Below are 24,961 nucleotides of genomic sequence, written 5' to 3'. Positions count from 1 at the left end.
TGGCCTTACAAGACAAGCGCACCGTTATTCAGTGCGCGCGCATGGATCTGTTCAAGCCAGCACCTTCTTAAGCCTTAGCCTTTCTTGGCTTCAAATACTTCATCAACCCCTGAAACCACATCACCAGCGCCGGGTTGCCCTTGAGCTGGATCGACTTGTCCTGAATCCCCTGCATAAACGCCAACTGCTTGTTCTTCGCCTGCATCGTCGCGAAGCCATAACCGGCATCTTTAAACGCAATCGCAAACGCCGGCTCTGCCACCACGCCAGACTTGCTGGTGATGCGCTGATCCTTGACCACGAAATGCCGCGCCACTTTCCCATCCAGCGTCTGCAACTGAAACACCAAATCCTTGTCACCCAACTGCTGCTGGAACGCAGGATTTGTCCGGCTGGCCTTACCCATCAACAAACCCATCATCCACAGAAGAAAACGAAATTTCATGCGCACAGCCTCAAAAGGAAAATGAACGGCCGGGGCAGTGTAAGGGATTCGGACGATAACGCCAGTATCTGCCGCTGTTGGAAGAGGATGCTGACTATTCCCCGCACGATGACCGCCAAGTCACGATTCAGCGCTCGCCCACTGATCGTTCCCCCGCTCCGCGTGGGAATGCATCCCGAGACGCTCTGCGTCTCACCACTCACCTTTCCTACACCTGTTGAAACACATCCCTGTAGGAGCCGGCGAAGCCTGCGATCTTTTGATCTTCCGGCCCGCGAATCTATGGGAAATTTCCTGCAAAGTGCGGGGCTGTGCGTGAACTAGGCGAGTTGGCTGGCTATCGATAGGCTCTGTGTGTCGCCGCAAAATCGGTGACTCGGACGTGCAAGTCCGGTTCAGGTGCACAATCGTTAGTGGCGTTTCGCCGAGCGTTTTCCTATGCTCCCGATCGTTATGGCGGCTGTGCGTCGGAGACCTTCGGGTCTGCCGGGTTCCTGAACCGGTCTTGCACACCAACGCACAGCTGCCACCTATTCGAAGTGCAAAGCGAATTGGTGTCGGCCTCATAACTTCAGGAAGCTGCACCATGATCAAACCAACACCCAACCCCCCAGAGAATCCAGACGTTTCGCCCTACGAAACCCTGGAATCAAAGAAATTCCACGAAGCCGCCGAACGCGCCCTCGACCACCATTTCAAACCATCCGTCGAACCACATCCCAAACGTGAAAACGGCCTCTTCAAACTCTCCCCCGGCACCGACGCCGAAGCCCTCATGGCCAACGCCTCCGAAGACCTACTGTCCATCAGCGTCATCGCCTGTGACCTCGCCGACGACCTCCACGGCTCCCGCCGCTCGGTGGCGCTGGCCCTGAGCAGAATGGCGGACGGGGTGAGATTGATGGTGGAAGGGACACTCGACCAGATTGAAGTGCGAAGCGTGGCGGCCAAGCCGTAGCGAAGTTTGTGGATGAAAAAAGGGGACGTTAAGTCCCCTTTCTGCAACTGCCTGTAAAAACCCAGACGAAAAAAAGCTGCCAATCACGGCAGCTTTTTTGAGAATCCGGAACCTTCAGCCAGCTAGGCGACCGACAGGCTCGAAATCACTGCCATTGGACAGAGCAACATCCAGAAAGCGGCTGCGCTTATCGGAACGCTTGGCCAAAACTTCACGAGCTTCAGCTTGGAACCGGGCAGCCATCATAGGCTTAGGTTCATGTTTGGACTTTTTCATGGAAACCTCTCGGGTCTCGAAATTTGACTGGATCGCCCTGTCTGGCGGCGCCACCCGCCCCTTTGATTCTTGGGCATGGATAATCAATGGCAATTTTGAAGGTCGAGAGAGTAGCGATATTTGAAAGCTCTTGAATAGCCGCCGGAAACACCCCGACATTGATTATCTGATCGAAGCAAACCGCAGGTTCTATCCCTGTCGCTGACTCATCACGCATCGGCGAGACGAGATTTACTACCCATAAAGGGACGTTAAGTCCCCTTCCTGAATATTCTCTGCCTCACCATTGGCAACCTGTTTCAGGTTTCGAATCCACGTTGTAATCGTTTTCAAACGAATACTTCTTTGCGGATTTGTAATTCGTATACGACATCGCATCAACCCGGCCACCCTGAGTGACCATCTGATACTCACCTGTCAGTGCGCCATCAACTACTTCAACCCAAGTTGTCGTGTACTGGTAGGGCCGGCCATACACGAGTTCTTCTTGTTCAGTACTGCGATGAACCAGCCCAATAGCCTTTTTTGACTTGCTGTACTTGACGCCAGCACCGCTCCATTTGGCGACAGAGTCGTAATAGGTTCGGAATTCAAAATTTATGGGTTTGCCTTCGTAGGAGCGGAAGCAAAAAACCTCGGTCGTGACCTCGCTATGCGCCGCCAGAGGAACGAAAACGAGCAACGCGGAGAACAATGCAGACGAAAATTTCAAACCGAACATTCCATTAGCGGTTTCAGGGGTATCAGCAAACGATTCGGGCCTGTTATGCACCAGGCTCAAGCGCACCGCATTTCAGCTCTTTGATTTGCGCGTTCTGAATCGGAATCACACAGGCAAGGCGCTTCTCTCCGAGCCCGCGAAGCTCAGTCAAACTGAGCGTCACGTGCAACCCATCCTCGGCAAACGCATGATCCTCAAATCCGGCATCGGCATAGTCAGTCCAAAATGCCTTGCCCTCGAAACTGCAAAACCGCTTGGAGGATAGCACCCTCCAACCGCCGTTCGGCGCCAGTATCTGGACCGTCAGGCATGGGCTGCCAAAGGTGCTGACATAACGTGCCACGACATCGCTAAAGCGCTGGGAGCCAGACAGGTACACCTTGTTCAGATCGACCACATTACCCGGCTCATCAGCGACGATTGTGTCCAGGTAAGCAGCACGTTCCAGACTCAGTCTTGCCATGCAGTTGTTGATCGTCGTGACATGCGCTGCCACCCCAGGCTCGATTTCCGTGGCTTCAAGCGGGCATGTGGTGTCGCGTAGCTTGATCCAGGCGCGCTGAGATTCTCTGGCCATGGCGACCAGCGCCTTACCCTGCTCAGGGTCACGCCGTTGTTGAGTCTCAAACCGTCCCAGCAGTTTCTTGTAGCTGGCATTGAGTTGCGTGTCGGCCTCTTTGCGAGCTGCCTCCACACACCGATCGACCTGAGCACTCACGGTGATTTCTTTGCAGTCGTCCTCGGCCATCGCAAAAGAGGCAAACAGGCATCCAAAGGACAACGCGATAAAACGCACAAACCTGTTCAATTTTTCATTCCCTGAATGGCGGATCGCTCAACGACACGTTGAGGTATTTTCTGCGTCTTGCCATCGGCGCTCATCGCGTCGCGGTACTGGCTGTAATAGCGCTGCGCTTCATCTTTGCGATCAAGGCGCCAGAGCGAGTCGGCTATGTTCAACATCAGTACCGTACGTTCACCAACAGCCTCAACGCCGCGATAAAACTTCAGCGCCAGCTCATCTCTACCGCCCTCGGCCAAATAGAAGGCCAAGTCGTTAAAAGCTTCAACATTGCGCGCCGGTGGGTGACAAGCCATATAGGACTCTGGACTTATAGTGCGAAGATTGAATGCGAGTTCTTCCACGCGAGATTGCGGCATCTCAATATTTGAGACCTGCTTCAATAAGTCCTTTGGAGACGGCGTCTGCATGACGAGGTCAGGCGCATCCTCTTCCCCGGAAGTCCACCGATTGCCCTCCCACTTGCCGTAGCAAAACCTGGCTGCCGGCTGACTGAGCACGCAACCGGTCTCCATTGAAATGACCCCGCAACCAGTTTCCTCTGTCGGGATTTCTTCACCCTCCTGGCCAATGACAACGCCATACAGAGTCTGAAGGAGGAGCAATGTTTTCTTGTCGGGACTTAACCAAGCCTCATGCGTTTCAGTACCCACCGCGGGTACATAGAGGGGAAACGTTTTTCCATTGGCGGTAAACGAGGCAACCGCCGACTCCGCAGCGGGCCTGCCCCATGTCTTGTCCTTCAGCGTCACTAAGTGCCCGCCAACCCCCACGATCTGAATATTTTCAGACAAGGCATTGGCTGAAACTAACAGGCCCATGACAAACATCAACCGCTTAAGACTGCCCGCGAGAAGACGGTTCATCTACTCACTCCTCATCCATCGGCGACGATTCCACGTCGGTCATGCTCAGCAGTCGAAATTCATTGTTCACAAACTCGTAGTAACGATCCCGATTACCACTTTCCAAAGCATTCCCCTGCGCATCTTCTTCGCCGTCGAGCGTGATGCCGGAGACGATGATCAAGCGGCTGTCGGGCTGGTAAACCATGCCGAAGTTGCTGCCGTCGTAAGCATTCGGCAGACCGCCAACGACTTCCCCAGTCTGAGCGTCCAGCACTTCGCCGCAAATGGCGCTGCCGCCACAGCCGAGCCTGTGCAGGATGTAATGGCCGGCGAAGTTGACCTTGCCTTTCAGGGCTTGCACCCGTGCCTGATCCATCATTGGGCTGCTGTTTTCTTGCGGCACCAGCTTATGGTTGGGGCCGGTGAAAACTGGCGTGACGGTGTAATCCTTGAAGGTTGGATCGGCAGCGAATGCCATGGACGCGGCAGCCAATATCAAGCTGCCGAGAACAATCGAAAATCCTTTCACGTAGTAACTCCGTAAATGCCGTGGGGACCGTCGGCTTACTCAGCCTGCCCTTCGTAACGCTGTGTCTGCGGGTCGAATTGCCACAGATGTGGCCGGGTCATGGCCTTTTCACCCTTGTAGCGAATCCGCCCGCGCTTGTCCCTGATGTAGGAGTAGATCTCGATGTCCTTGAACTCACCTCCCCCCTTGGCTGGGCCGTCCAGAACTTTGACCCCGGCGAAGTAACCGCCGCCCGAATACCTCAAATAACCACGGCACTGGATCAGGAAGGCGAATGTGCTATCCATTGATGAGCCAATGCCGACGCGGGAATTGAAGATGAAGTCTTCGATGCCATCGCCATTTAGATCGCCGCGAAAAACCACGTGGCCCGGATCGATAGAAAACTCTTTTCCATCGAGACTGGAAAGTATGTCTTCCGGATGTTCACTGCTCTGCGACCATTGCGATAAGAAATATTTCGAGTCAGCTTCCTGATTGCAAACTTCTGCCGCCATAACAGCTATCGGCAACCAGCTCACACATAACACCAGCAATCGTTTCACTTCGCATCCTTCGAATTAATCAATTGCAACTCACCATCCCGATACAACACCTCACACCCCACCCACGCCGGATCAACCTGTGGCATCACCGCCGACGGCTTTCGCAACTCACGCAGCAACGTCGAGCCATGCGACAAGCGCCCACCCATCCGCGCAATCACCGCCCGCGCTGTTTGATAGTGCGCATGTCGCCCCGGATCGAGGGTGTCTTCGAGCAAAATATCCTCGCCCAGAATGCCCTGCGCCTGCCCCGGATAAATCATGAACCCGGTGGCCTGCTCCGCACCTTCGCGACCGTCCTGCCAGAAGCTGCCATCGCGAGTGCGCACATCCGGATGCGGTGCGAACCAGTGCTCGCGATCCGCCAGCGGCATGGCGTGGTGCAGGCGGAAGAAGATGCGCATGAGGTTGTCGCGGTACCACTCGCGCACTTGCAGGTAGTAGCCACGCAAGCCCGGCAGGCCGCTCAAGTGGACGAGGCGGATCAGCCCTGACCATTGTGGAAATACCTGTAACGGCAGCTCAGTCGCCGCCGGCCGAGGCGTGGCCGGATCGGTCTCCCACGGCAATCGATGTGGACTGTTTTCTAGATTGTCGTAAGCCGTCGGCGGGCGGCCCAGCCAATCACCGCCGCTGCTCGCCAGCGCTGTGGCGATGCACAGATTGCCTTGCACGACGAACACGTAAAACCGGGTGAACCAGTCCGCTAGTTGTTGGCCATCGGCAGCTTGGGCGACGAGTTCGGCCAGTTCCCGATCGAAGCGCTGCAAGCCGTTTTCAAGATTCAGCAAATGCCCGCGAGCCTTGCGTTGCATACGCAAAAACAGCGGCAACGAACGCAGCATCTTCAGCGGTTGCCACGGCAGATGCGGAGTCGCGCCACCGACTTCACCAGCGTAGTTACTCGCGCTGATGCCCCAGTCGGCCAGCCGGGCGAGAAACAGATCATTGTTGATGTAGGACGCGCCGCCGAACACCGCGGTGAACGGCTCGTTGTCCTGCAGCACCCGCGCATCCCAACGCGCCATGATCGCCGGAATACTCGCGGCGGCTCGGCGTTGGGCGTATTCCACCAACACGCTCGGTTGCGGCGGCAGGATCTCGGCGATATTGGCGGCGGTCAGGTGGCGGCGCCAGCCGTAATCGCTGATCGGCCGGTATTGCAGCAGCCACAGTTGTGAGCCGTCCCAGGCCCATTCGACGTCGCCGGGCACGTAGTGGAACACGCGCAGCACGTCTTGCAGAAAGCGCCACAGCAAGTCTTCGGTCAAGCCGTGGGATGGCGTGAATGTGCGGCTGCGCCAGGCATCACCGAGCCGCGAAAGCGTTGCCCGCGAGGGGCTGACGTGACCGTCGGCCAGCGATTCGAGATGACCTTCAACCCACTCCAGTTCTACCGACAGATGTCGCACAAAAGCGATTCCGGACACTACCGGGGAGATGAAGCGCTGCACCACCACTTCCTCGACGCCTTCGGCCGTCAGTTCGGCGATGCGTTTCGGCACATTGGCGGACGGCTCGCGCAGATAGGTTGTGCTCAAACCGGCATTCGCCGAATCGGCCTGATCCTCGCCATAACTGGAGGAGCGCACCGCCCAGGTCACGTGGGGTTGGGCGGCGAGGAACGTCGGCAGACGCGGATCGCTGCAATCGTTGAGCGTCAGTGCCGCCGGCACCGGTTGCCGCGCCAGTTCAGCCAGGCGCAAACGCCCGCCCTTGGTGTGGGCGACAAACCCGCGCTCGCCCGACTCCAGCCACTCGGCGAATTCGGCGGGCGAGTCGATCCACGGGTAATGACCCCAACCAGATTTGAGGCTGATGGTCAGATCAGCGCGGGCGAGAATCGCCGACCACGCCGCCGCTTGCTCGATGCCGAGCACCGCGTCCTGATCGCCCCAAACCAGCTCGACCGGATCGGTGATCCACTCCAGCAGCGGCAGCGCAGTGTCGGCACGAATCAAATCCCAGTGCGGCACAAACGCACGGCAGCGCGCATAGCCGGCGCCCATGCGCTGGTACTGCGCGGGCGTCCAAGTCTGGTTGGAAAACTTGCGGGCGAACAGCGTGGGTTTGTTCGACAGCAGCCAGTGGATGGTCTTGCGGATCGGCAGCGGTGACATCAGCGCCGGCAAGCGACGCTGCCACAAAAACGCACCGACCGGCGCCAACAAAACGCTGCGGGAAAAGTGCCCGGGCCGACGCTGCAACGCATGCAATACAAGCAAGGCATTAACCCCGACTGCCATGATCGCGCTGCCCTTCTGCGTCATCGCCAACAAGGTCTGCGCGTAGTCCGCCAGATCCTCGCAGGGCGGTTGTGGATTCGTGCCGAAGCCTGGCAACTCCAGCGGTACCACGTCGTAGCGCTGGAAGTGCGGCAGCGCGTCATCCCACCAATCGGCGGCGCTGCCGTTGCCGGCTAGCAGGTACATCAACGGCTTGCTCATGAGCGATCCTCAGGTCAGATCGCGCAGAGCGGCGTCGAGGGTTGGATAGCGGAACGTGTAGCCGGCCTCGGTCAAACGCTGCGGCACCACGCGCTGACCGTCGAAGAACAACTGCGCCATCTCCCCCGCCATTGCACGCACTGGCGCGGCGGGAATGTGCAACCACACCGGGCGCTTGAGGACCTTGCCGGCCTGCCCGGCGAACGCCGCCTGACTGACCGTTTCGGGCGCGACCATGTTGTAGGTGCCACGCAGAGTGTCGTCGTTGAACGCCCGCGCGATCACCTGAAGCACATCGTCGCGATGCACCCAGCTCATGATCTGCCGACCGTCGCCCATGCGCCCACCGAAACCCAAGCGGAACGGCAGCAGTAACGGCGTCAACGCACCGCCCAAGCCAAAGACCACGCCAAGACGCAGCACCACCTGACGCACGCCAAACTCAGTGGCCGGTTGCGCGGCAGCTTCCCAACGCGCACAGAGTTCAGCCATGAAACCGTCGCCCTTGCTGGCGTGTTCGTCGAGACTTTCGCTGGCATCGCGCACGCCGTAGTAGCCGATGGCCGAGGCTTGAATCCACAGCGTTGGTTTGTGCTTGGTGTTCTTCAGCCAGGTCATCAACGCTTCGGTGGAGCCGACTCGACTGGCGAGCAGTTGCGCCTGACGCTTGGGAGTCCAGCGTGGGCCGGCGACGGGCGCGCCGGCGAGATTGATCACTACGTCGAAGGCTTCGTCATGACTGAGTTCGCTGAGCGAATGCACACAGCGGACGCGGCCGTTGAACAGATTGGCCGCGCTCAACGGATCGCGCGTCAGTACGCTGACCGAGTGGCCCGCGTCGAGTAATTGATTGACCAAGGCTTCGCCGATGAACCCGGTGCCGCCGGTGATTAGCACTCGCTTGTAGGCGCCATCGGCAAACGGGTTGGATTGGCTCGGTGCCTTTACTGAAGAAGCCTTTCGGCGGTCATGCCGATACAGCCAGAACAGTGGCGGCAACAACACCAGCAATGCAAAACCGTCGAGCCACAGGTGCGACCAGACCTGTTGTTGCGCTGAGAGCCACATGTCCTGCGGCGCCCATAACAGGATGCCGGCAATCAACCAGCCCCAGACTGCCGGGGTTTTCAAGCGATTGCCCAAGTGCACCAGCGCGAGCATATACAGCGAATAACTTTGCAGCGTCGCGCCGAACAGCGCGAGCCACCAGACTTGTTGTTCGTGGCCGGCGGTGGGAACCGCATCAGCGCCCCAGAATGCGAGTTCGAGATTGTGCAGGTAGCCGTCGAGTAATCCGGAGTGACCGGCCCAGGTCAGGGTGAGGCCGGCGAGTATGTGCACGACTGCGGCGGCGTATAGCCAGAGCACTAACGCTGGGCGAAGGGAGTTCGAGGGGGCTGGCATTCCGTGTCCTGAGCGCATTCCTTGGGGGTGGGGAGTTTAAAGGAAATGCGTGGGGTTTCGGGGGTTGTCAGTAGCAGTAGCTGGGTTTGATTGGCGTGGTGGAGTTTTTCTTCAAGTGTTCCAAACCGAAACTCGCGCCTTCACTACCCTTCGCGAGAGCCAGTTGATAACAGGCCATGGCTCGGGATGGATCTTTGGTACCCCATTCGCCGCTCGCGAAGGTAGATGCCAACTTGCTGATCGCGTTGGCATTGCCCATTTTCACGGCGCCCATCAGTGCTTGCTCTGCAAGCGCAGGATTTTTGCAGGGGCCGTCTGATGTTAGTTCGTTGCCATCGCAGTAAAACTCGGAAAGTCCCATCGCACCGTTCGGCAACGCAGTGGCCGCTGCTTTGAATAGTGACTCCAAAGTATCCGTCGGCACCTGCGGCGCCATGCCCGAGAGGCTCAAAACAGCGGCTTTATAACTGGCGAGTGGGTCCCCGGAGTGCGCTGCACATAACAAGTTTTCTAGCGTGGCCTCAAACAACTCAACGGTGCGAGGCTGGTCCTCCGGTGCACCCAATGCTTCGAACGCCTCGGCACGCTGGAAACAGTAACTCTCTTCCTTGCTCATCGTCGGCGTACTCGCCGCGACCAGGTCTTTCTCGCGAATAGACCAGTCTTCAACGCCTTCAAGCATCCAGCACGCCTGACGGGAAAAATTGAAGGCTTTGACGTTGCTCCAGCCGGCGCGTCGATCCACAACAGTGGAGTGGCTGTCGTCGTATTCCCAAATCACAACACCCGGGGTTTTACGAGACTCGATAGGCGCCATCAACGGATAGGCCAACCCTGCCCCCTTCTCGCCCGTGGTCACAGGCTCGAAACGTCCCGGCTCGGCTTTTGGCTTTAACACCAACGACTTGACGGTAAACGCAGTGAGCCGGCGCTGGGCTTCGACATCGGCAGAAAACACTGCCAGGAACGGTAAGAAATCCTCGGATGGGCAAGCAGTACTGGCGCTACCGTTTTCGGATGGCTGCACCGACTGTTCCGGCACAATCTTGTCCAGATACGCCGAGCGTTCACGACTCATTCTGGCGATGCACGAGTTAACCGCAAATACATGCGCCGGCATCCCCGTCTCGATTTCGAATGCCTCCAACGGACAATTCGCATCGCGCAATTTCAACCACGCACGTTGCGACTCTTTGACCTTCGCTGCGTACTCCGCGCCCAATGCCGGATCTGCTCGATAGTCAGATTCAAGCCGCGTCATCAACTGCTTGTAACTGACATTCAACTGCGCATCGGCAGCCTTCTTCGCCGCCTCCGAGCAGGGCACCATTTCCAGACTTGAGGTGACCTGGCTGCAGTCATCCTGCGCATAGGCCGCTGAAACCGGCAGCAGCACGGCCAGCAGGGTAAAAACAAAACGGTTCACAGTGTTCTTCCTTGAGTCATTCAGGCTTTGCGTTTGGTGAATCGGGTGATGCATTGCTTGGGTATGTTCATTTCCCAGTAAGTGCTGAGCAACGCTTTGCGCTTTTGGTCGACGCGCAGGTTAACGAAGCCATCGCCGCAGTCCGGCTGCAACTCTTCGAACATTCCGGTTCTGGTTTGGTAAACGAACACCCGGTAGTAATCGTAAGTACCCATGCCGTCATCCAGCTGCCAGATCGCGAAATCCTGGGTGCCGTCGAAATTGAAATCGTCGAACTGCACGTGGAGTTCGTTCTCGGCTTCAAAATCGATTGTCCGAGACTCGCTGTGCGTTTCGCTTTTAACCGCGACGTTCAGCTTGGAGCCTTCGAGAACCAGCGTCGCGTCGACGCCTTTGGTTGGACTGAACGTGGTGGTTTGGGCTAACGCAGGGATCGTCCACATCAGGCCGAGCAGTGATACCGCTAGAGTTTTGAATTGCATGTACTGCCCTACTCCCACTTGCATCCGGACTCGAGAGAGGAGTCGATGCTGGTGCTGATTCCGAAGCTATAAGCCTTACCGTTGGACCGCTTCGTGTAAGACATCGAGACGATCTGCGAACCTTGAGTCATCAACTCATAAGTCCCCGTGACCTTGCCGTTGACGATTTCGGACCAAGTTCTGGTGTGCTGCCAAGGCGCGTCCGGATCGAGGACTTCATTCTGAGAATCCGTCAACACAATGGAAATGGGCTCACTTGATTTGGCGTACTTCACGAAACCACCAGACCATTTGCTGGCTTCGTCGTAGTAGGTACGGAGTTCGAACTTTACCGGGCTCGATTGGGATAGTTCGAAGCAAAGTGATTCGGTGGTGACTGCGCTTTGAGCGCCTAAAGGAAATAGCGCAAAAAAGAGAAAGAAAAGTTTGTTCATGCTCATCCAAGTCGACGCTTTCGCGCGAATGCACTGGCTTGTCCGTTTCAACGTCTGCTCTTGTCCGGTGCCAAAGCCAATTGGCGAGCACGCTCTATCGTCGCGCGAATCAGGCAGGCATCGGACCACTCACCGAAAACTGATTTATGCAATTTCGGGTCGGCCTGGCACTCCGCATCTCGAAATTTCATCCAGGCTCTTTGAGTTTCCCTCAGTGCTTTCTGACCGCTTTCGTCCAGCCGGCTCATACGATCCCGAAATACAGAATTCAACAATGCATCCGCGTCAGGAACCATCAGATCAAGAACACCATTTCCCGAGGGAAACCACTCTACGTCCGCCAATGCCTGTTCGCTCTCATTGTTCCAATTGTAGAGGCCGTTTTCTTCGATCTTCAGTGTGGCGGATCGCTGATGGTGATTCGTCGGATCGCTTTCGCTGACCTCCGAGCGATAAACAATTTCCAAATAGATAGGGTCGGTTGTGCGCTGAGGATCATTCAATAGCGTTTGCCGAACAATGGCCCGTTGCTTATCGCTCTCAGTGATCTCTATCGAAAAGCACGGATCCGGCCCAGGACGTTCTGCGGACGCCTTCCTCTCCAGGCATTGATTACGAACCGCCATGGAAGGGGTATCCGAACCGCCACCCACATCAACGACTCTGACAAGCAACCGGACTTCCGGGTCCTTGGAAAAGTCGGCCTGAAGGATGGTGGCAATCATCGTGCCCTCAGCCATGACCACAGGCGACAGTATTGAAAGAAAAAAAATGAGGCTGAATTTGAAAATCTGCATTCCTTGGCGTCCGTAAAAAACTCAGTGATCCGTTCAATTCTGAACGGGCCTGCGACAGAAGATAGAGTCAGAACCGACAAACGGGCCAGATCTATTTAAGCTTTCAACTAAACTCAAAGCAGTCGAGCGCAAAAAATAAATCCGTCTCCTTTGATTATGCCACCCCGAATCGTCAAAGGCCGGAGTATGTTATTTTTTTGGCAAAAGAACTTTCATCCACCAAATCTTTTTACTAACACCATACTTATCAATTAAATCGTCACGCGTCCCCAGCGACCCAAAAGAGCGAAACGAATTACTATAAACGTAATTCACCAACTTTCCATCTAACGAATAATAACCATGCCACTCAGGGCACGCACCACAGCCGCCGTAACCGCCGATGGAAATTAAACTTCCCTTGCTCCCCTTAATACAAGCCATCGAAACGACCACATTAGAAAGTATTTTCACAGTCGATCCGTTGCTGGTCAACTGTGATATTTTATCAACCTTCCGACGATTCTCTTGTCCATTTATCTTAATTATCTGATCTGTACATACAGGTGGAAAAAATGGGACAGACCACGTTTTTCGGATCTTTTTTAAAACGTGGTCTGTCCCCATTTCACATTCCTATCTTTAAGCATCGCACCAAGATCAAAACCGTCTAGCTTAAAGCATAAACCCGCACCTTAGATTAGAATAACTTATCTATAGCAACTTGATCGTACCTAGTAAACACCCCTCCCAATGCGCCGGAAGAAACATCGAAATAGATTGGGCGAGCCAAATCACCAACTTTATAAACAGAAAAAACTTGGCTTGAGCCAAATGAATGCTTTCCAGTCCCCTTTTCAATTACAGCTTCCGGCGCTGAAACACTCAAATTATCTTTTGAGTTATATATTCTCGATAACTTTGCCTCACCCAGTGTTGACTCACTGACCTCCAGTGACAACGGAGGCACTCTCAACAAAGGTTCGATAGCTATATTATCGGTTGAACTTTTCCACTCATCTGAAAATTCGTAAATCGCCTCATCATACTCCTCTGCAAGAGGTCGATTTAGTCCACATACCGCCTTGTTAATAAGAATTCCGTTCTGCTCATTACGTACATTTGCATAAATGCAATCTATGAAGACGTCCTTGGCATTTCTCATCAGTGTAAAATAAGCTTCAAATGTTGAGCGGGACGCCAAATTTTCATAATGTAGGGCTTTCCCCCCATTAAAGTCGACTAGTTCTCTGGTTGTTTCACCCTCACTACCAACAACGTTCTCGATCGTCCGGCTCCCGCCGGCCCAAGTCACGCTTAAACTTTTAGTCTTCGCATTCGCTAAATAAACGTCATCTTGGCCAGCCACAGAAATGCCAGAGACCATGAAAACTGAGAACATTAGAACAGCTTGAAACCTTAACTTCATACTATTTCGTCTCCGGAGCAGAAGAAGTCGCTCTTAAAATTGATTCAAATTTAACAGCATAACTTGCAATAAGTTCTTTTCGGTCAGACCCATTGATAACCTTGCGAGCACCCTCATAATCTTTAGTTGAATTATTAACATAATCACTGAGCTTTTTGCCGGTAAAAATCCCTTCCTTCATACCCCATATCATGATCGGTATCGAATTTTCGAATCCCGCAGCCTCGTCAGGCCTATTCACAAAGTCAATACCGAAATGATCCTTAGCCTTTTGATAGTTTTTCTTCCATGTCAAATGAACAAGGCCTCGACCGCGATACTTAAAACCATCGCCTTGTACTGTATTGCCATTCGCGATTGCTGTTTGCCGGCCTTCTTCGGAACTCGCAAGAACAGGATCATACTTATTAAAATAAGAAACCTCACCATATTCTGGAGCCACACTAAAATATTCAGGTATCATAAATTGATAAGCCTCATGCCGAGCAGTCGCAAACATATAAGACCATTCATATATGGTGTATACTTCTTTCGTTTCATCTATATATTTATTTATATGCTCAGCAATTTTTTGCAAATTAACTCTTGAGTTTGGAGTGAAAGCAGGAACATTTGGTTGAAATGACGCATGCTGTTCAGCGTACATCGCTACAAATCGCTCAACATCTATGAGCTGCGACCGGCTCATGAAATTACTCAACATTTCTATAGGATGGAAATGCCAAACCAGATCTGTATCTACGACAGCCTTCCCAATTAGGTCTTCCCAAAACACGTATTTCGTGATCCTTTCTTTTTCGTGTTTCAGCGTTTTCGGAGAATTTTCCAATAGCTGATCAAGTCTGCTCCACTTTTGAGCATCTGCTTTTTCTTTCCACTCAGTCGGATGATGGGCCACCAGCCTGGACCACTGCGAGCGCGTATCAGGTTTTTTCAAAGCCTCGGCCAACTCGGTTGGATCGACTTCCCCGCTCTGGTCTTTATCGATCTTCGCAAACAGATCCTGAAAGAACGTAGGCATATCTTTCGGATCAAGAAACCCGTCCGCTGTCGCATTGGTTTCTTCGACGATCTGAAACCCCAGCTTTTCCCAATCATGCTGAGTGATGATTTGTGCACCGGCTTTCTTGACCAGACCATTGACGGCCTGAGCATTGTCGGTAACGGTCACATCGTAGTAATCGTCGGCGCCCACTTTGATGACCGGCGTCTTGTTCAAATCAACCGCATGTTCCGTTTTCAGCAGCGTACTGTCAGTCGCAGGTGCTTTTTTCTTCAGCTCACCTCCGACCGGCAAATAAAGGTATTGCTTGCCGATCTTCAGCCCAACCGTATTCTTGAGGAAGTCTTTTACATCGGCTTCGGCAGTAAATATCTCGACGTGTACTTGATACTTACTTGCTACACCGCCATCTTCGCCGGTCAGATTTTCAGTCAATCCCAGATAACCGATCGGATCTCCCGCCTTGATTCCGGTACTGGCAGGTTCTACAGAATTGAAGCTACTCGGGATTACATCCCAAGCAACGTAGTCGTTTTCCACAATCGCCCAGAAGCTGGTAGGAAGGCTTCCCGTCCCAGCCAAACTACCGCTGCTGGTACATTTCGCCATTCGACGAATTGTCCCTGAAACATTGAGGTTCAGTACCTCTTTGCTTTCAAACTCCACCGTACTTTGAGGCGTAAGTTGCAGCGAGCCCATCTTAGCACCGGCAGTCTGCCCATTTTGGGCTGAGACAGGATCCTGATAAAGATCCAATCTCTTCAACGCGGTTCCCTTCACCTTACCTTGCCAATATTTGGGCTTTAAACGCTCCGGGATCGGGTCTGCCAGCCATATACGTGCGGGTTTGGAGTTTTTGTAGGGTTCTCCATCTTTCAAGTATGCGAACCAGACCTCTTTGCCAGCCTCGCGAACTTTGTGGCCACTCTTTTTAACGCTACCTGACAGGATTTTCCCTTTCGCATAGGTGACGTTGCCTAAGTCCTTTTGATCCAATATCTCAAGTTTGGTCCCCGCAACGAGCTTGCCAACGTTCTGAACGCTACTGGATTCAGGGAAATCGTCGTAAGCGTTGAAGTCACTTACTTTCATGGTCACTTTAGGCTTCGGAGTTTCTTCCTCAGTCAGTGGATAACGCTTGAAGGGCAGAAGGTGCATGTACAAGCTGTAGAAATTCAGCTTGTTTTGCTTGCCTTTACTCGGTCCTTCCTCTGGGTTTGGCGCGGATTTATACTCATGTCGCACCAAACAAAATGAGTTGGAATACTTCAGTTTTTTCTCGTTTTCGCCGAACGTAGACTCTAGATAGTCTTCGTTAAGTCGATAGGCCACCACCTCGCCGTCAGCCATGCAGCGGATCGGTTCGTTCAAGATGCACTGGGGAGCGCTGGCATTGCTGATGTGTATACCACCGTGCCAGAACTTGTTGCTGCCCAGCAGGTAGTTGCCAGCAGTTTCGGCCTCGAGAGCTTTGTAAACCTCCTCCGCGTCGGTGAACTGCTTACCGTCACCTTTTCTGAACGGATATTGAAAGTTCATCAAGGGCGCAGGTCCTGCCGGGGCAGGGGCAGCCGCTGGGGCCGGGGCTGGCGCGGCACCTGTCCGATACTCCTCCTTAGCCCTTAAAAACTTTGTTGGAACAGGCCAGTAGTATGCAGGTGGGTTCCGCCCAAAGAACGCTTCCGAAGGTCCGTTAGTGGTCTGAGCACCAAAAATTTTTCCCTGGCCCGTCTCTGCGTTGTACTCCATGACAATGCCGGTATGAAACAGGCGACGATTGCCTCCCGTTAGAGGAAGGATGTCAATCCAAAGAGCAATGTCCCCTTTCTTGACCTCTGTCGGTGGCACCACGGTGTAAAAGCGAGAGGAGGCATTCATAGCTCTCGTCTCCTCATACTCAATCTCGTAGCCCGCGCCAGTGAGCAGAAGATTCACCATATGGGAGCAATCGATCAGTTTTTTCCCCGCAGCATTGGTTTGGGTGCCATTGCCCCCCATCAGGTAGACGTAATCACCGCCGGTGTACTGATTTCTTAAATCGAGTGGTTCGGACATTTGTGCATCCTGCAAATTAATAGCAATAGCTGGTCTTGATTGAAGCAGCGTTTTGCGCGTTTAAACGTTTCAAATTTTCGGCAGCGGTGTCGTTACCCTTGTCAGCGGCGAGGCGATAGCAGGCAAGCGCTCTGGAAATGTCTTTAGTAACGAGCTGCCCTTTTTCAAACGAGTAACCCAAGTAATTCATCGCATCGACCGAACCCATTGAGGCGGCGCGAATAAGCTCCTTTTCGGCTTGTTCTGGGTGTTGGCAACGTCCTTCAGGTACAGGGTTGTTCCCATAGCAATAAAAAGTCGAAAGCGAGGCTGCACCGTCGGCAAGCGTTGTCGCGGCAGCCTTGAAAAACGCCTCAACTTTTTCCGTTTCCAACTGTGGTGCCATGCCGGAAAGACTCAGGCCCGCAGCACTCAAACTTGCTTGTGGGTCTCCAGAAGCAGCAGCGCACACATAGTTTTCCAGCGCAGCCACAAACAGCTCGCCGGTCAGCCGATACTGCTCCAGCCCACCGAGCCCAGCGAAGGCTTGCGCGCGCTGATAACAAAAATTCTCGGCCGTGTTCATGGTCGGGGTACTTGCCACAACAAGATTTTTCTCACTAATCGACCAGTCCTCAACTCCCTCTAGAACCCAACACGCTTGGCGAGAAAAGTTAAAGATTTTGATGTTGCTGTTACCTGCACGCTTATCAACAACGTTGAAATGACTGTCGTCAACCGCCTCGACTTCGACACCTTCGGTCTTTTCTGTGGCTACGGGTGCCATCAGTGGAAATGCCAACGTCGAGCTCTTAACCCCCGTCGTTTGCGGATCAAAATTTCCGCTCTCCCCGGTAGGTTTCAAAACCAGCGACTTCACCGTCATCGCAGTCAACCGCTGCTGAGTTTCAGCATTCGCAGAAAACGCCGGCAGAAACTGGGAAAAGTCCTCGGACGGACATTCATCCGCATAAGCGCTGCCATGAAACAGGCTCAACAACGACGCGGTGAAAACCGCTATCGCGATGCCATTGCTCTTCTTCAAAACACCATTCATGTCGATCACTCGGAAAACACAAAAAAAGCCTTCGGTTTAACCTTCTCAGGCGGCGCATTCAACAACGCCTGATCCATCAAACTCCCCGCCTTATCCTTATCCGCCGCCCCCGGCAGCACCGGCGGCTTAATCCCGATCCCCGTGCCGGAACCAGCCGAGCCACCCGCATTGATCTTGATCACCGGCCCAACCACCGTAACCCCACCGCCATCGAGCTTGATAAAGCTCCCCCCCCCAAGAATGGTCAGCTCCGTCCCCGCCTCAATAACAATCTTGTCCCCAGCCTTGAGGTGAATTTCTTTCCCCACGCTGGTCAGTTGCGCAGTCCCCAGCTTCACATGCTGGTTCTGCCCAATCGTGAGGTGATCATCCAGCTTCGCTTCAATCTTGCGGTCAGAGATCGTGGTGCGGTGCTCTTCAGCCTTCAGCTCGGTGTAGGTGTTCTTCACCACCGTGTCATGACGTTCATTACCGACCCGAATCTTCTGGTCATGCTCAACGTTTTCATCCCAATCACGCTGGGCGTGGATGTAGATCTGCTCCGCACCTTTCTTGTCTTCAATGCGCAGTTCGTTGTACCCACCGCCACCCGGCGAGCTAAGCGTTTTGAACACGCTGCGAGTCTTGTTCGCCGGTAAGGCGTACGGCACCGGGTTTTCCTTGTGGTACAGGCAGCCGGTGACGAGGGGCTGGTCGGGATCGCCTTCGAGGAAGGTGACGAGGACTTCCATGCCGATGCGCGGGATGCTGATGGCGCCGTAGCGGTCGCCGGCCCAGGAGCTGGAGACGCGCAGCCAGCAGCTGGTTTTGTCGTCGGCCAGGCCTTCGCGGTCCCAGTGGAACTGGACTTTGATGCGGCCGTATTGGTCGCAGTGGATTTCTTCGCCTTTAGGGCCGGTGACCATGGCGGTCTGGCTGCCGAGGACGCGCGGTTTCGGGTGTTCGAGCGCCGGGCGGTAGAACACGTCCCACGGGGTGGCGAGGAAGGTGTTGCGGTAGCCCTGGTGGAAGTCGTCCTTGTTGTCGGTGGTGTCGCTGGTCACGCCTTCTTCGAGGACTTGCGGCTGTTTGCCTTCGTGGAAGAGTTCGGTGAGCAGCCACAGGTCGTTCCACTCGCTGCGCGGGTGGTCGGACATGGCCATGAAGTGGCCGCTGACCAGTTTGGTCTGGTCGCCGCGACCTTCGGCCTGGCGGTAGTCGGCGCGGTGGCGTTCGAGGGCGCGCTGGCTGAGGAACTTGCCGCGCGCGCGGTCGATGAAGCGGCCGGGGTAGTCGTAGTCTTCGAGATCCGGCTCGGTGCTCTCGCCGTCCGGTTTGTAGGCCGCTTCCATTTGCAGGCGCGGTTTTTCGAAGTCGTAGTCGCGGCGTGTGGTGCGGCTGGTGCGGGTTTCCAGGCGCAGTTTGAAGCCTTTGATCACCGGTTCTTCGGCGACCATGCCGCTGCCCTGCACGTACGCGGTCGGCTGGCCGAGATCGGGGAACACGGTCTGGTCGTCGCCGAACACCAGCAGGTGGCCTTTGTCGCTGTGCTGGAAGTGGTAGTGAATGCCTTCCTCTTCGCACAGGCGCTGGACGAAGTGCAGGTCGGTTTCGTCGTATTGCACGCAATAGTCGCGATCCGGGCACGGCTGGCTCAACTGGAAGCTGTAGGCGTTGCCCTTGATGCCGTGTTCTTCGAGGATCAGCGCGATGATTTTCGGCGCCGACATCTGCTGGTAGATGCGCTGGTTGGTGCGGTGATGCAGGTATTGCAGTTGCGGCACCATCGACACTTTGTAGCGGGTCAGGCGTTTGCCGGCATCGCCCTGAGCGACGCGGTAGATCTGGCCGTGGATGCCCGAGCCTTGTGGATCGAACGCCAGGAACGCCTGCTTATGCAGGAGCTGTTCGAGGTCCAGATCCGGGTTTTCGCTGACCAATTCCAAGTCGAAACGATACGGCTGGCTGATGCCTTCGGTGCCGGTGAACGACAGCACTTGCAGGTCGCCGACGTAGTCTTCGACCTTGAGGCTGAAGTGGGTTTCGTTAGCTGGGTTGAACATAAAGTGCTCCCTGTTCGAATGTCATCCGTTAGGCCCGAAGTCGCAGACGTTGCAGCCAGGACGAAGTGGCGCCCAAGGCGTCACGCAATTGGTCGGCAGTAATGGTGCGTGCTGCCGGATCAAAGCTCAGCGCCGTTTGCAGCGCTGGCCAACAGTGTTTCGGTAGGTTTTGCGGGGCCTGCAGCTCGCGCTCCAGATGCTCGTCGCGGGCCTGGGTCGAGGGCAAGCGGCGGAACGGGTGTTTACCGCCCGCCAGTTCATAGACCACGCAGGCCACGCCGTACACGTCTGCGCTGGCCGACAACGGTTGGCCCTCAAGCAGTTCGGGGGCGGCGTAGCCCGGGGTCCAGGCGTTGAAGCGTTCGCGGCTCAGGTGCGGCAGGCCGGGCATCACGCCCTCCTCTGCCTGACCGAGGCCGAAGTCAAAGAGGCGCAAGCCGTCTTCGCTGAGCATGACGTTGCTCGGTTTCATGTCACCGTGCAGCACGCCGCGACCGTGGGCGTAGGCCAGCGTGTCGAGCAGCGGCAGGACGATGTCGCGCAGCTCTTGCCACGGCAGGCCGAGGGGCCGCTCGCAGAGCAATTTGTCCAGGGTCAGGCCACGCATGTATTCCATGGTGATGAAGGCCCGCTGGCAGTCGGTGTCGACTTCAAAGGTGTGCGCACGCACGACGTTGTCGTGGCGCAGGCGTCGGGTCAGGGCAAACTCGCTGTAGAGCAAGGCACTGGCGTCCGGCGATTCGGCAAATTCTTCGCTGAGGATTTTCAGCGCAATGTAAGGGTCGGGATCGCCGAACTGTTCGTGCAGCAGATCCCGCGCCCGGTAAACGGCGCCCATGCCACCGGCCCCGAGCAGACGCTCGAGGTGGTAGCGACCGGCGAGTACATCCGGCAGTGCACCGATGCTGGCCTTGGTTGGCGCCAGCAAAGGCTCTGCTTTGTTTTCCTTGGCGAAGGCGAAGTAGGTCAGGTTGTTGGCCTGTTCTTCGCTCATCAGCAAGTCATCGACTGAGGATTCGATTTCAGTCATTGGCGGATCACCACGGCTGTCAGGTTGTCGCGCGCGGCGCCACGCAGGGCGCCGTCGAACAAACGTTCCAGCGCCACGTGCGGCGCGCTGAGGCTGAGGGCGTTGCCGAGGGCATCGCTGCTCAAGCCCTGATACAAACCATCGCTGCAGAGCAAAAACGCATCGCCCGGATAGACCTCGAGTTCCAGTACATCCAGGGTCAGTGTTTCGGCCGCGCCGACGGCTCGGGTCAAGGCCTGAGCCGCCGGGTGTGCTGCCGCTTGTTCGACGCTCATTTGTTGCTCGTCGATCAATTGCTGTTGCAGCGAATGGTCCTTGGACAGCTGATACAAACGCTGCCCGCGCCACATGTAGCAACGGCTGTCGCCGGCCCAAATGCAGGCCGCGCGATTGCCTTCCACCAGCAGCGCGACGACGGTGCTGCCCATGATGCTGTCGTGGCGTCCGGCGGTGACCGTCAACTCCTGCCCCAAACGCCGGTTCAACCAGTGCAGGCACTGGCGGATGGCTTTGAGGCGTTCGTCGAAGTCCTCGTGTTGCGGCAGTTCAGCCAGGCTGGCGACGATCAACTGGCTGGCGATGTCGCCACCCTGATGACCGCCCATGCCGTCCGCGACCACCCACAGCCCCTGCTGTGGCGAGTCGAGGAAGGCATCTTCGTTGCGCGCCCGCACCTTGCCCGGGTCGGTCCGCGCCGCGCTGCGCCAGGCACTGGCCACCAGCATCAGAGCTGCACCGGCATACGGAAGGTGCGCAGTACGCCCATGTCGAACGGATTCGGCGTGCGCTGGCTGGTCAGCAGGTAGTTGGCGCGCAGGCCACCTACGTCGGCTTTCAGCACCAGTACATCGCGACCGCTCAGGTACTCGGTCTGCATCAGGTCGAACAGACGGAACAGCGACCATGGGCCGGAGTTCTTCTCGATGCCGATCGGGCGCCCGGCCATTTTGTCCATGACCAGACTGGTGCGACCGTCTTCAGCATCGGTCGGCCATTTGAACGACATTGGCAGGATCGGACCGTGGCGGTATTCCATGGTCTTGTCGCCGAACTTGAACTCGGAACGGCTGACCGCCGGGTCGAGGGTGTACGGCTCCAGTTTGAACTGCACGGTCGGCTCGGCCGGGTTGATCGAGAAGAAGCTCTGACGAATCGTCAGCGCCGCCGCCATCTGGTCCAGATACATTTTCGACACCGGCAGGCTGTGGCCGTCGACGCTGCGCATGCGGTAGTTGCCCGGATCGCCGCTGACGAATGGACGCATGTAGCTGTCGAAGAAGCGGTCGACGGTGCCTTGAGCGCGGAAGAACTCGCGGAAATCGCTGATCGCCACGTCGCTGGTGCTGCTGGCGCTGAACGGATAACGCTTGCTGATGGTTTTGCCATACACGCTGTACAGCTCGTTCTGATAACGGCCGTTCAGGTATTGGTAAGCATCGTTAAGCACCAGACGCCACGAGTCTTCGGCCAGCACGTTGAACCACACGCTCAGTGGACGCGGCAGACGGCCGGAGGCATTGCGCAGGTTGGTCAGCGCATCACGCTGGCCGCTCATGCGGGTTTTCGCCATTTCGAACGCGGCTTGTTCCGGCGTGCTGGAACGGGCCAGGCCGGCCAGTTGCAGTTGCAGGTCGTTGAGCGCGTTCAGCGCTGGCGTCAGGTCCGCCGCCGGGCCGTTGTTGTCATCGAGCAAACGATGCAGCGGTTCGAAGCGGCGTTGCAGCGACTTCTTCGCGGTGTCCGGCAGGGTCTTCGCCACGTTCAGGGCCGAAGCCTTGTCTGCTGCGGCGGCGGCAAGTTTGCCAACCTTACCCAGTTTGCCTTTCTGCCCGGCCAGCGCATCAGCAGCGTCGCCAGCTTCTTCGACAGGGTCTGCAGCCGCCTGGAAGCGGGTGTTCTCACGCACTTCAGTGAGCAACGCCAGTACCGGCGAATTCGCCGAGGTCAGGCCCGCCAGTTGTTCGGCGCCTTCACCGGCGTCGCTGATCGGCGGCAGGGCAACCTGGCCAACCGCTTCGCTCCAATAGTTGGCGTAGTCGCGGAAGTACAGCTGCTCCAGCTCGACCATCAGACGACGCAAGTCCATGTCGCTGATGCCCGCACCTTCGCCCAGCACCCAGTTGTCACGCAGGATGTCGGTAACCAGCGCCGAACCCTGTACCGAGAAATACTGCTGATAACCGGTTTGCGTGTAGAAGCCCGGGATCACGTATTCGGTGCCGATAAACAGCGAGCCTTGTGGACCGAGGTGTTGGCTGAAACGGTAGTCCGGCAGGTTGCGCGCCTGCTCGCGGAGCATGCGGTAAACCACCGTGGCCAGCGATTCGCTGCGCAAGACCTGACGCGCCTGAGTGACCAACTGATCGTTCAGCGGGTAGATAAACGGCTGCTTCAGCAGACGTTCCAGATGCGCGCTTAAACCGTTCTGCACAGCGGTGTTGCCGGTGTAGCGCGTCGACCAGTCAGTGGCGACCCAGTCCTTGAGCCATGCGGCATCGCGACGGTCCTTCATGTTCAACATCAGGTACGCGCGCAGGCTGTTGAGCAGGCGGTCGCGGTCCTTCATGTTGGCGCGGATCTGCCCTTCGAGCATGGTTGCAACCCGTGGCAGCAGCTGCTTTTCAAGCTCGCGCTCGTAAGCCTCTTTGACCACTGGATTGACGTCTTCGCCCTGATACAGACCGCCACGTTCGTGATACGAAACGTCGCCCTTCTTCGGGAACACCTGCGTAGCGGCGTAGCTGCTGTCGAGGGTTTTCAGTACGCCCATGGCGTCATCACGCGGCGACAATGCCGTGCGTTGTTGCGTCCAGTTCTGCGCCAGATTGCGCAGGTTTTCCAGGCGCTCGTAGTTGGCCGAGAAACCGCCCGCCCAGAGCATGCCGAACAGAGCCAGTGCCGCCAGTGCGCCAACATACAACGCACGTTGGCCCCAATGGATACGGCTGCGTTCGCGCTTGTCCAGACCGGCCAGATCGGACTCAGGGAAAATCACCTGGCTGAACAAGTGATGGATAAACCGCGAACGACCGCTGCGCAGGGTCGGCAGCACACCGGCGCTCATGCCGAGGCTGGCGCCGATGCCGGCAGTGGTCGCATCCATCTCTTGGGTCAGGTGCGGCGCGCTGGTCAGGTAGAAACCGCGCAGTTGCGTGGCACGCTGATAACGGTTGCCAGTGAACGCCATGTCGACGAACAGGCACAGGCGCTCGCCGATCTGCCCCAGTTGATGCGGGAAGTCGAGGATGCGGCCACGGCGCTGGGTATCGCGCTCGGAGTGCATGCGCATGATCACTTGGCTGTTGAGGCGACGCAGCAGCTCTTCGAACTCGTTGCGCAGCACAGCGACGTCGGTGCCGACCTGATCCTTGCGGAAACTGGTGCCGAGCACTTGATCGCTTTCTTCGCGAGTCAGTTGATCGAAGAACTCGTCGAAGCCGAGCAGCTTGTCAGCCTTGCTCAGGACCAGATAGACCGGTACGTCGACGTGCAGTTTCTGATGCACGTCTTGCAGACGGCCGCGAATCTGGCGCGCGAGGGTGTCGATGTCCTGCTCACTGCCACCGAGCAGGGTTTCCACCGGAATGGTCACCAGCACGCCGTTCAACGGACGCCCGCGACGACGCTTGCGCAGCAGCTCCAGCAATGTCGTCCAGGCACCGCCGTCGACTTCGACATCCGGTTGCGTGGTGTAACGCCCGGCGGTGTCGATCAGCACACCGTGGTCGGCAAAGTACCAGTCGCAATGACGGGTGCCGAGGGTATCGCGGGTCAGCTTGCGGTCGATCTTGTTGATCGGGAATTCCAGACCGGAAAAGTCCAGCAGGCTGGTCTTGCCCGAGGCCTGCGGACCGATCAGCAGGTACCACGGCAAGTCACTGCGCCAGCGCTCGCTGCGGCCGCGATACAGGCTCGACGTCTTCAGGGTTTTCAGCGCGTCTTTGAAGCGCGCCTTCAACTCCTTCTGTTCTTCGTCGATCAGCTCTTCGCGGCGAATGCGGTCCTGGCCGTCTTCGCTTTCTTCCTCGGCTTTCTTGCGGATACCGCTGCGCCAGCTGACGAAGACCATGGTCAGGCCCCAGATCAGGAACAGCACAGCGATGGTCAGCAGGCGCGCGGTCGCGCTTTCCCAGAACTTGTAATCATCAACCGCCAACAACGGGCCGACGAACCACACCAGCAGCGCCACGAACAGCACCAGCAGCAAGGTCCAGACCCAGGTCTGGCGCAGGAAGGCGCCGACTTTCTTGAAAAACTTTTTCATCACACGTCC

General features: G+C 56.3%; 22 protein-coding genes. 1 reads left to right on the top strand and 21 read right to left on the bottom strand.

Annotation, left to right across the window (positions count from 1 at the left end):
- Positions 1–67: 67 nt before the first annotated feature.
- Positions 68–445: a helicase gene (locus tag ACM6JQ_RS19930; protein WP_414894559.1), complete on the bottom strand. Its 378-nt coding sequence runs from the start codon at positions 443–445 to the stop codon at positions 68–70.
- Between the two features lie 586 nt (positions 446–1,031).
- On the opposite strand from ACM6JQ_RS19930, the gene ACM6JQ_RS19925 reads away from it, so the two are divergent.
- A complete protein-coding gene (locus tag ACM6JQ_RS19925) occupies positions 1,032–1,403 on the top strand; it encodes a DUF6124 family protein (protein ID WP_007920326.1) in 372 nt (123 codons plus the stop codon).
- Between the two features lie 114 nt (positions 1,404–1,517).
- Here ACM6JQ_RS19925 and ACM6JQ_RS19920 read toward each other — a convergent pair whose 3' ends face one another.
- The 20 genes from ACM6JQ_RS19920 to tssM form a co-directional block, all read right to left on the bottom strand.
- Complete coding sequence (locus ACM6JQ_RS19920) at positions 1,518–1,679, bottom strand: hypothetical protein (protein ID WP_007920325.1); 162 nt, start codon at positions 1,677–1,679, stop codon at positions 1,518–1,520.
- Positions 1,680–1,959: 280 nt separating this feature from the next.
- Positions 1,960–2,400: a hypothetical protein gene (locus ACM6JQ_RS19915; RefSeq protein ID WP_163004676.1), complete on the bottom strand. Its 441-nt coding sequence runs from the start codon at positions 2,398–2,400 to the stop codon at positions 1,960–1,962.
- A 43-nt stretch (positions 2,401–2,443) separates the two neighbouring features.
- Positions 2,444–3,148, bottom strand: coding sequence for a lysozyme inhibitor LprI family protein (locus ACM6JQ_RS19910; RefSeq protein WP_414894606.1), 705 nt, complete (start codon positions 3,146–3,148; stop codon positions 2,444–2,446).
- 56 nt (positions 3,149–3,204) lie between these two features.
- Complete coding sequence (locus ACM6JQ_RS19905) at positions 3,205–4,068, bottom strand: tetratricopeptide repeat protein (protein ID WP_414894558.1); 864 nt, start codon at positions 4,066–4,068, stop codon at positions 3,205–3,207.
- A gap of 4 nt (positions 4,069–4,072) precedes the next feature.
- On the bottom strand, positions 4,073–4,528 hold the full coding sequence (locus ACM6JQ_RS19900; RefSeq protein ID WP_122596935.1) for a hypothetical protein: 456 nt from the start codon (positions 4,526–4,528) through the stop codon (positions 4,073–4,075).
- Between the two features lie 86 nt (positions 4,529–4,614).
- Positions 4,615–5,124: a hypothetical protein gene (locus tag ACM6JQ_RS19895; RefSeq protein ID WP_414894557.1), complete on the bottom strand. Its 510-nt coding sequence runs from the start codon at positions 5,122–5,124 to the stop codon at positions 4,615–4,617.
- Positions 5,121–7,571 (bottom strand): alpha/beta hydrolase, encoded by a 2,451-nt coding sequence (locus tag ACM6JQ_RS19890; protein ID WP_414894556.1) that lies wholly within the window; start codon positions 7,569–7,571, stop codon positions 5,121–5,123. Before ACM6JQ_RS19890 ends, ACM6JQ_RS19895 begins: the two co-directional genes overlap by 4 nt.
- A gap of 9 nt (positions 7,572–7,580) precedes the next feature.
- Positions 7,581–8,975, bottom strand: a complete 1,395-nt coding sequence (locus ACM6JQ_RS19885) for a TIGR01777 family oxidoreductase (protein WP_414894555.1) — start codon at positions 8,973–8,975, stop codon at positions 7,581–7,583.
- A gap of 67 nt (positions 8,976–9,042) precedes the next feature.
- Positions 9,043–10,401, bottom strand: coding sequence for a lysozyme inhibitor LprI family protein (locus tag ACM6JQ_RS19880; RefSeq protein ID WP_414894554.1), 1,359 nt, complete (start codon positions 10,399–10,401; stop codon positions 9,043–9,045).
- A gap of 20 nt (positions 10,402–10,421) precedes the next feature.
- Positions 10,422–10,883 carry an XAC2610-related protein gene (locus tag ACM6JQ_RS19875; protein WP_414894553.1) on the bottom strand — a complete coding sequence of 154 codons (462 nt, stop codon included), beginning with the start codon at positions 10,881–10,883 and terminating at the stop codon, positions 10,422–10,424.
- 8 nt (positions 10,884–10,891) lie between these two features.
- On the bottom strand, positions 10,892–11,317 hold the full coding sequence (locus ACM6JQ_RS19870; protein WP_414894552.1) for a hypothetical protein: 426 nt from the start codon (positions 11,315–11,317) through the stop codon (positions 10,892–10,894).
- Between the two features lie 47 nt (positions 11,318–11,364).
- Complete coding sequence (locus ACM6JQ_RS19865) at positions 11,365–12,114, bottom strand: lysozyme inhibitor LprI family protein (protein ID WP_414894551.1); 750 nt, start codon at positions 12,112–12,114, stop codon at positions 11,365–11,367.
- Between the two features lie 189 nt (positions 12,115–12,303).
- The gene (locus tag ACM6JQ_RS19860) at positions 12,304–12,720 is read right to left on the bottom strand and encodes a hypothetical protein (RefSeq protein ID WP_414894550.1); all 417 of its coding nucleotides are present in this window, start codon (positions 12,718–12,720) and stop codon (positions 12,304–12,306) included.
- A gap of 73 nt (positions 12,721–12,793) precedes the next feature.
- Positions 12,794–13,522, bottom strand: a complete 729-nt coding sequence (locus ACM6JQ_RS19855) for a hypothetical protein (RefSeq protein WP_414894549.1) — start codon at positions 13,520–13,522, stop codon at positions 12,794–12,796.
- 1 nt (position 13,523) lies between these two features.
- The gene (locus tag ACM6JQ_RS19850; protein ID WP_414894548.1) at positions 13,524–16,580 is read right to left on the bottom strand and encodes a hypothetical protein; all 3,057 of its coding nucleotides are present in this window, start codon (positions 16,578–16,580) and stop codon (positions 13,524–13,526) included.
- Positions 16,581–16,596: 16 nt separating this feature from the next.
- Entirely contained in the window at positions 16,597–17,616 is a 1,020-nt protein-coding gene (locus ACM6JQ_RS19845) for a tetratricopeptide repeat protein (protein ID WP_414894547.1), read from the bottom strand.
- A 5-nt stretch (positions 17,617–17,621) separates the two neighbouring features.
- Positions 17,622–19,658, bottom strand: a complete 2,037-nt coding sequence (locus ACM6JQ_RS19840; RefSeq protein WP_414894546.1) for a type VI secretion system tip protein VgrG — start codon at positions 19,656–19,658, stop codon at positions 17,622–17,624.
- A 28-nt stretch (positions 19,659–19,686) separates the two neighbouring features.
- Entirely contained in the window at positions 19,687–20,688 is a 1,002-nt protein-coding gene (locus ACM6JQ_RS19835; protein ID WP_414894545.1) for a serine/threonine-protein kinase, read from the bottom strand.
- Positions 20,685–21,413, bottom strand: coding sequence for a PP2C family protein-serine/threonine phosphatase (locus ACM6JQ_RS19830; protein WP_007920303.1), 729 nt, complete (start codon positions 21,411–21,413; stop codon positions 20,685–20,687). The genes ACM6JQ_RS19835 and ACM6JQ_RS19830 overlap by 4 nt, the downstream gene beginning before the upstream one ends.
- Entirely contained in the window at positions 21,413–24,952 is a 3,540-nt protein-coding gene (gene tssM, locus ACM6JQ_RS19825) for a type VI secretion system membrane subunit TssM (RefSeq protein ID WP_414894544.1), read from the bottom strand. Before tssM ends, ACM6JQ_RS19830 begins: the two co-directional genes overlap by 1 nt.
- Between the last annotated feature and the right edge of the window lie 9 nt (positions 24,953–24,961).

It is taken from the genome of Pseudomonas sp. IT-232MI5 (genome assembly GCF_949767845.1).
Taxonomy (GTDB): Bacteria; Pseudomonadota; Gammaproteobacteria; order Pseudomonadales; family Pseudomonadaceae; genus Aquipseudomonas.
Note: the sequence above shows the minus strand (reverse complement) of the source record. Positions and strands in the feature narration are given on the sequence as shown.